This window comes from Streptomyces sp. NPDC058964, from assembly GCF_042741275.1.
In the GTDB taxonomy this organism is placed as follows: domain Bacteria; phylum Actinomycetota; class Actinomycetes; order Streptomycetales; family Streptomycetaceae; genus Streptomyces.
In genome coordinates this window covers 1-6,203 of the sequence record NZ_JBHYKH010000467.1, presented here as the reverse complement: position 1 = coordinate 6,203, position 6,203 = coordinate 1, and the positions used below count along the sequence as shown (strand labels likewise).

Sequence of the window (6,203 nt, the reverse complement as noted above, 5' to 3'; positions counted from 1 at the left end):
AGCACGCCCGGTGCGTGGTCCACGCCGGACACCCGGCCGTCGGGGACCCTCGCCGCCAGGTCGGCGGTGATGGTCCCCGGACCGCAGCCGATGTCCAGGATCCTCATGTGCGGCTTGAGCGAACCGAGCAGATAGGCAGCGGAGTTGGCGGCGGTCCGCCAGGTGTGCGAACGCAGCACCGACTCGTGGTGTCCGTGCGTGTAGACGGCGGTCTCCTGCGGCTTCGGCATGGCTCAACCCCTTCTCGTCGTACCGGCCGACGGGGCGGCGGCCCCGTCCGGCGGCACGCCCACCGTACGCGCGGGTGCCGAATAATGAGACCTGCGTTTCAGAATGTGGACTGGGTGTGGACCGTTCACGGTTCACTCCGGCGACAGCGGGCGGTACACCGTGAGTGCCGCGGGCAGCTTCTCCACCGTCACCACGCCCGCCACCTCCAGGACTTCGCCGTCCACGGCGAGGGGCGTACCCGGCGCGACACCGGCCAGGCGCAGCCGCCGCACCCTGACCGCCCGGTGTGACGAGGAACTGGTCAGCGGCCCCGCGGCGGCGGCCGCCAGCAGGCGCAGCGCGGGCCTGCGGCCGCCGTGCACCACGCGCACGTCCAGCAGTCCGTCCGCCAGGTCGACACGCCGGCCCGGCGCGAGGCCCATCCGGCGGTACATGCCGCAGCCGACGAACAGCATCCACAACGGGCGGACCCCACCGCCGAGTTCGACCTCCAGCGGGTGCCGGTCGGCACGCAGCACCCGCAGCGCGCCCAGCATCCCGGCGGGCCAGCCGCCGATACGGTGCGACCAGCGCTCCCGCTCGCGCACCAGCTCGGGATAGACGCCCAGGCTCAGCGTGTTCAGGAAGACGCCTTCCCGGTCCGCGCAGACGAACCGGCCCACGTCCACGCGCACGGCCTCGCCGCCGCGGACCGCCGGCGCCAGGTCCCGCACGTCCTCCACCCCCAGGTCGTAGGCGAAGTGGTTGAGGGTGCCGCCGGGCAGCACCGCGAGGGGCAGACCGTGGCGCAGCGCGGTCGCGGCGGCCGCGTTCACGGTGCCGTCGCCGCCGCACACCCCAAGGGCCCGGGCCCGGGCCCGGGTGGCGGCCTTTTCCAACTCGGTGCGGACGTCGACCGGTTCGCACTCGACGATCTCCGCCCCCGGCAGCGCGTCCCGCAGCGCCCGCACCCGGTCGGCGGTGCCCGAGGCCCTGTTGGCGACCACCACCAGACCGTCGCCGTCGGCCAGCGCCGGGGCGTGCGCGCGCGGCCGGGCGGGCGGGGCGATCTGGGCCCGGGTCGGCACCAGGGCGCGCACCGCGAAGGCGGCACCCGCGCCGAGGGCGGCACCCGCCACGACATCGCTCGGGAAGTGGACGCCCGTGTAGAGGCGGGACATGGCGACCGAGAACGCCACCGGCGCCAGCGCCGCGCCCCACGCCGGGGACTCCAGGCCCACCCCGGCCGCGAAGGCGGCCGCCGACGCCGCGTGACCCGACGGGAAGGAGGTGGTGATCGGCTGCCGCTTCAGCAGCCGGACCGCCGGGACCGGGTCGAGCGCGGGCCGGCGGCGGTGCACCGAGCGCTTGCCGAGCGTGTTGATGGCCAGCGAGGCAAGGCTCAGCGAGGCGATGCCGCGCACCGCGGCCCGGCGGGCGCGCGGCGTGCGGCTCGCCGCGATCCCGGCCGCCGCCGCGAACCACAGCACCCCGTGGTTCGCGCTCCGGCTCAGTCTCGGCAGCACGCGCCCGGCACCCGGCCAGTGCCACTCGGCGGCCCGCTCGAAGAGGCGGCGGTCGAGGGCGAGCAGCCGATCGCGCAGGGCGCGCCGGCCGGGCTTCGGGACGGTGAGGTCGACATCTGGACTCATAGGGAGCCGGGTACCCTGAAGCCGCCGTTTCCTGTGCGTCGGCGGTGCGATCGAGCGAGAGGAACCCCGATGCGCCTGTTCCTCGTCCGCCACGGGCAGACCCCGTCCAACGTCGACTTCCTGCTGGACACCGCCGTACCCGGACCGGGCCTGACCCCTCTCGGGGAGCGGCAGGCCGCCGCCCTGCCGGCGGCCCTCGCGCACGAGGACCTCGGCGCCGTCTACGCCTCCACGCTCATCCGTGCGCAGCTGACGGCCGCCCCCGTGGCGGCCGCACGCGGCCTCGACGTGCTCGTCCGCGACGGCATACGCGAGGTGTCCGCCGGGTATCTGGAGATGCTGCCCGGCGACTCCGAGCGGGGCCGGCACTACATGCGGACCGTGTTCGCCTGGGCGGTGGGCGACACCTCCCTGCGGATTCCGGGCGGGGAGAGCGGCACGCAGGCGCTGGCGCGGTACGACGCCGTGATCGCCGAGGCCGCCGCGAGCGGTGCCCCGGCCGTCGCCATGGTCAGCCACGGCGCGGCGATCCGGATGTGGACGGCCGCCCGCGCCGAGAACGTCGACGTGTCCTTCGCCGCCTCCCGCCCGCTCGCGAACACCGGCCTGGTCGTCCTGGAGGGATCGCCCCGCGACGGCTGGAAGGCGCTGTCCTGGGCGGGCGCGGCCGTGGCGCCCGCGGGGGAGGGCGGTCCGACCGGGCGGCCGACGGACGCGGCCGGATAACGGTTTGCCGCAGGTCGGGGGCGCCCCGCAGAATGCGTGCCCATGGGACATCTGGAAGCCGCGCACCTCGAGTACCACCTCCCCGACGGGAGGACGCTGCTCGGTGACGTGTCCTTCCGGGTCGGCGAGGGCGCCGCGGTCGCCCTGGTCGGCCCCAACGGCGCGGGCAAGACCACCCTGCTCCGGCTGGTCTCCGGCGAGCTGAAACCGCACGGCGGCACGGTCACGGTGAGTGGCGGCCTGGGCGTGATGCGTCAGTTCGTGGGGTCCGTACGGGACGAGACGACCGTACGCGACCTGCTCGTGTCCGTCGCACCGCCTCGGATCCGCGAGGCCGCGCGGGCCGTGGACGAGGCCGAGCACGCCATCATGACCGTCGACGACGAGGCCGCCCAGCTGCGGTACGCGCAGGCCCTCGCCGACTGGGCCGAGGTGCGCGGCTACGAGGCCGAGACGCTGTGGGACATGTGCACCACGGCCGCGCTCGGCGTGCCCTACGAGCGCGCGCAGTGGCGGCAGGTGCGCACCCTCTCCGGCGGCGAGCAGAAGCGACTGGTGCTCGAGGCCCTCTTCCGCGGCACCGACGAAGTGCTGCTGCTCGACGAGCCGGACAACTACCTCGACGTGCCCGGGAAGCGATGGCTGGAGGAGCGGCTGCGGGAGACCCGCAAGACGGTCCTGTTCGTCTCCCACGACCGCGAACTCCTCGCCCGCGCCGCCGAGAAGATCGTCTCCGTCGAACCGGGCCCCGCGGGCGCCGACGCCTGGGTGCACGGCGGCGGCTTCGCCACGTACCACGAGGCCCGGCGTGAACGCTTCGCCCGCTTCGAGGAGTTGCGCAGACGCTGGGACGAGAAGCACGCCCAGCTGAAGAAGCTCGTGCTGAACCTCCGTCAGGCGGCCTCCGTCAGCCATGAGCTGGCCTCCCGCTATCAGGCCGCACAGACCCGGCTGCGCAAGTTCGAGGAGGCGGGGCCGCCGCCCGAGCCGCCACGCGAGCAGGACATCACCATGCGTCTGAAGGGCGGCCGCACCGGCGTGCGCGCCCTCACCTGCGCGGGACTCGAGCTGACCGGCCTGATGAAGCCCATCGACCTGGAGGTCTTCTACGGCGAACGGGTCGCCGTGCTCGGCTCCAACGGCTCCGGCAAGTCCCACTTCCTGCGCCTGCTCGCCGGCGAGGACGTGGCCCACACGGGGCAGTGGAAGCTCGGCGCCCGCGTCGTCCCCGGCCACTTCGCCCAGACGCACGCCCACCCCGAACTGCGGGGCCGCACCCTCCTGGACATCCTGTGGAAGGAACACTCCCAGGACCGGGGCGCGGCCATGTCCCGGCTGCGCCGCTACGAGCTCACCAACCAGGCCGAGCAGTCCTTCGACCGCCTCTCCGGCGGCCAGCAGGCCCGCTTCCAGATCCTGCTGCTGGAGCTCCAGGGCGCCACCGCGCTGCTCCTGGACGAGCCGACGGACAACCTCGACCTGGAGTCCGCCGAGGCCCTCCAGGAGGGGCTCGAGGCCTTCGAGGGCACGGTCCTCGCGGTCACCCACGACCGCTGGTTCGCCCGCTCCTTCGACCGCTACCTGGTCTTCGGCAGCGACGGCCGGGTCCGGGAGACGCCGGAGCCGGTGTGGGACGAGCGCCGGGTCGAGCGGGTCCGGTAGCCACGCAGGCCCGTCGGCGGGACTGTGCGTACAGTGGAGGCAGAAAAGCGACCACGACGAGCGGGGCACCATCATGACCGGAGTCGACCCGGACCGTCTGGACGACCAGCAGCTCATGAAGGAGCTGGAGACGATCCACCGCACGCGCCACGACACCCTGCTGTACGGCTCTAACGACGCACTGCGCGCCCACAACGAGCGTATGGCGCAGCTGGAGGGCGAGTACCTGCGGCGCAACCCCCGCCGCCTGATCACCGCGGGCCGCACCCGGGAGGGTGCCCGTGAGCGCGGCTGCGGCGGGGCGGCGGTGCCCGGCGCCTGAGGTGCCCGCGCCGCGGCCCGAGCCGCGGCGCTCACGTCGAGCAGCACATCACCGAACGCCCGTACGGGCGGATCCCGGCCCCGGATCCTGACCTCCTCGCCGACCCGGGTGCCGCCCCACGGGCTCACTCACGTGCCGCCAGCCCCTCGGCCAGCTGCTGGACGTTGTCGTAGCGCGCCGCCCTCGGCAGCCGCCGTACCGCCGCGACCAGGTCGTCGGGCGCCTGCCCGCGGCGCAGGGCGCCGGCCAGCTCGCCCGGCGCGGCCGGGAACGCGCCGCGCGCCAGATACCGGGCCAGTTCCAGCCGTACCGACGCCAGGGACGGCCGCTCGCCGGTCCCGGGCACCACCGGACCGCGCCAGATCACGGGGTCGTCCTCCGCGGTGGGTTCCGGATCCTGCCACTCCTCGGTACGGGTCGGGTGCCCGGACCTGAGCAGGCCCTGGAGCTCGTGCTTCATCTCGTCGTCCCGGTGGACGCTCAACCGGGCACTGCCTCGCTGCATGGCTCCCTCCAGATGTTCAGGGGGTGCGACTTCAGGGGGTGCGCACCGCGTACCCCGACACCGCTCGCCGACACAACGCGACACGGGTGTTTGCCCCCCAGGGCGCGGGGCAGGCGCAGTCTCAGTGCTTCGGACAGGAGGCACGTCCGTGGGAGCGGCCGACCGCGTCACGGGTGCCTCCGTCCGGTTGCGGAGCGGCTCCCACGGTGACCGTCCGACCCAGCAGGTCAGGGGAGTTGCGACGCACTATGCCCAACCCAGCCAGCACGAAGCACCACCCGCACGACGACGCGCCCGACACCGCGCACGCCTTCCGCCAACTCGCCACGCTCCCGCCGGGACCGCGGCGCGACCGGCTCCGCGACGAGATCGTGGAGGCATGGCTGCCCATGGCCGAACGGATCGCGGGACGGTTCCGCAACCGGGGCGAGAGCTACGAGGACCTGCGCCAGGTGGCCGCCCTCGGCCTCGTCAAGGCCGTGGACCGGTACGACCCCGAGCGCGGCAAGGCCTTCGAGAGCTTCGCCGTGCCCACGGTCACCGGCGAGATCAAGCGGCACTTCCGGGACCACATGTGGACCCTGCACGTACCGCGCCGGATCCAGGACCTGCGCAACCGGGTCCGCTTCGCCTGCCGCGACCTGTCCCAGAGCGCCCCGGGGCAACGGCCCACCGTGGCCGAGATCGCCGGGCATGCGAACATGAGCGAGGACGACGTCCGGGCCGGCCTGGAGGCGCTGGAGAGCTTCAGCGCCCTGTCCCTGGACGCCGAGCTGCCCGGCAGCAACGACGGGTACTCGCTCGCCGAGGCCCTCGGCTCGGCCGACCCCGCGCTCGACACGGTCGTGGACCGGGAGGCCGTCAAGCCCCGGCTGGCTGCGCTGCCCGAGCGGGAACGGGCCATCCTCTACATGCGCTTCTTCGGGGACATGACACAGGGCCGGATTGCCGAACAGCTGGGTATCTCGCAGATGCACGTCTCCCGGCTGATCAACCGCTGCTGCGAGCGGCTGCGCGACCAGGTGATGCGCGACGCCACGTAGGCGCCGGGCAGCCGGGGCGCGCGCGGGGGGGCCCCCGCCCGGGGGCGGGGGGGGCCGCCGGCGGCGGGCCCAGGCCGCGGGAG

General features: G+C 74.3%; 7 protein-coding genes. 4 read left to right on the top strand and 3 right to left on the bottom strand.

The annotated features are described in order from the left end of the window. Window positions 1–230: class I SAM-dependent methyltransferase (locus ACFW2E_RS37245; RefSeq protein ID WP_384473576.1), on the bottom strand; the 230-nt coding region annotated here is incomplete at its 3' end. A 132-nt stretch (window positions 231–362) separates the two neighbouring features. Next, window positions 363–1,862 carry a bifunctional phosphatase PAP2/diacylglycerol kinase family protein gene (locus ACFW2E_RS37240; RefSeq protein ID WP_384473573.1) on the bottom strand — a complete coding sequence of 500 codons (1,500 nt, stop codon included), beginning with the start codon at window positions 1,860–1,862 and terminating at the stop codon, window positions 363–365. A gap of 69 nt (window positions 1,863–1,931) precedes the next feature. Between ACFW2E_RS37240 and ACFW2E_RS37235 the strand changes: the two genes are divergently transcribed. The 3 genes from ACFW2E_RS37235 to ACFW2E_RS37225 all read left to right on the top strand — a co-directional run bounded on the left by ACFW2E_RS37235 (window position 1,932) and on the right by ACFW2E_RS37225 (window position 4,572). Next, window positions 1,932–2,588: a histidine phosphatase family protein gene (locus tag ACFW2E_RS37235; RefSeq protein ID WP_384473570.1), complete on the top strand. Its 657-nt coding sequence runs from the start codon at window positions 1,932–1,934 to the stop codon at window positions 2,586–2,588. Between the two features lie 42 nt (window positions 2,589–2,630). After that, on the top strand, window positions 2,631–4,250 hold the full coding sequence (locus ACFW2E_RS37230) for an ABC-F family ATP-binding cassette domain-containing protein (RefSeq protein ID WP_384473567.1): 1,620 nt from the start codon (window positions 2,631–2,633) through the stop codon (window positions 4,248–4,250). A 73-nt stretch (window positions 4,251–4,323) separates the two neighbouring features. Continuing rightward, window positions 4,324–4,572 (top strand): DUF6158 family protein, encoded by a 249-nt coding sequence (locus ACFW2E_RS37225; RefSeq protein ID WP_384473564.1) that lies wholly within the window; start codon window positions 4,324–4,326, stop codon window positions 4,570–4,572. 124 nt (window positions 4,573–4,696) lie between these two features. Here ACFW2E_RS37225 and ACFW2E_RS37220 read toward each other — a convergent pair whose 3' ends face one another. Next, window positions 4,697–5,077, bottom strand: coding sequence for a DUF2795 domain-containing protein (locus tag ACFW2E_RS37220; RefSeq protein ID WP_384473561.1), 381 nt, complete (start codon window positions 5,075–5,077; stop codon window positions 4,697–4,699). A gap of 248 nt (window positions 5,078–5,325) precedes the next feature. Here ACFW2E_RS37220 and ACFW2E_RS37215 point away from each other — a divergent pair, with 248 nt between their 5' ends. Then, window positions 5,326–6,120 (top strand): RNA polymerase sigma factor SigF, encoded by a 795-nt coding sequence (locus ACFW2E_RS37215; protein WP_384473558.1) that lies wholly within the window; start codon window positions 5,326–5,328, stop codon window positions 6,118–6,120. Window positions 6,121–6,203 lie beyond the last annotated feature (83 nt).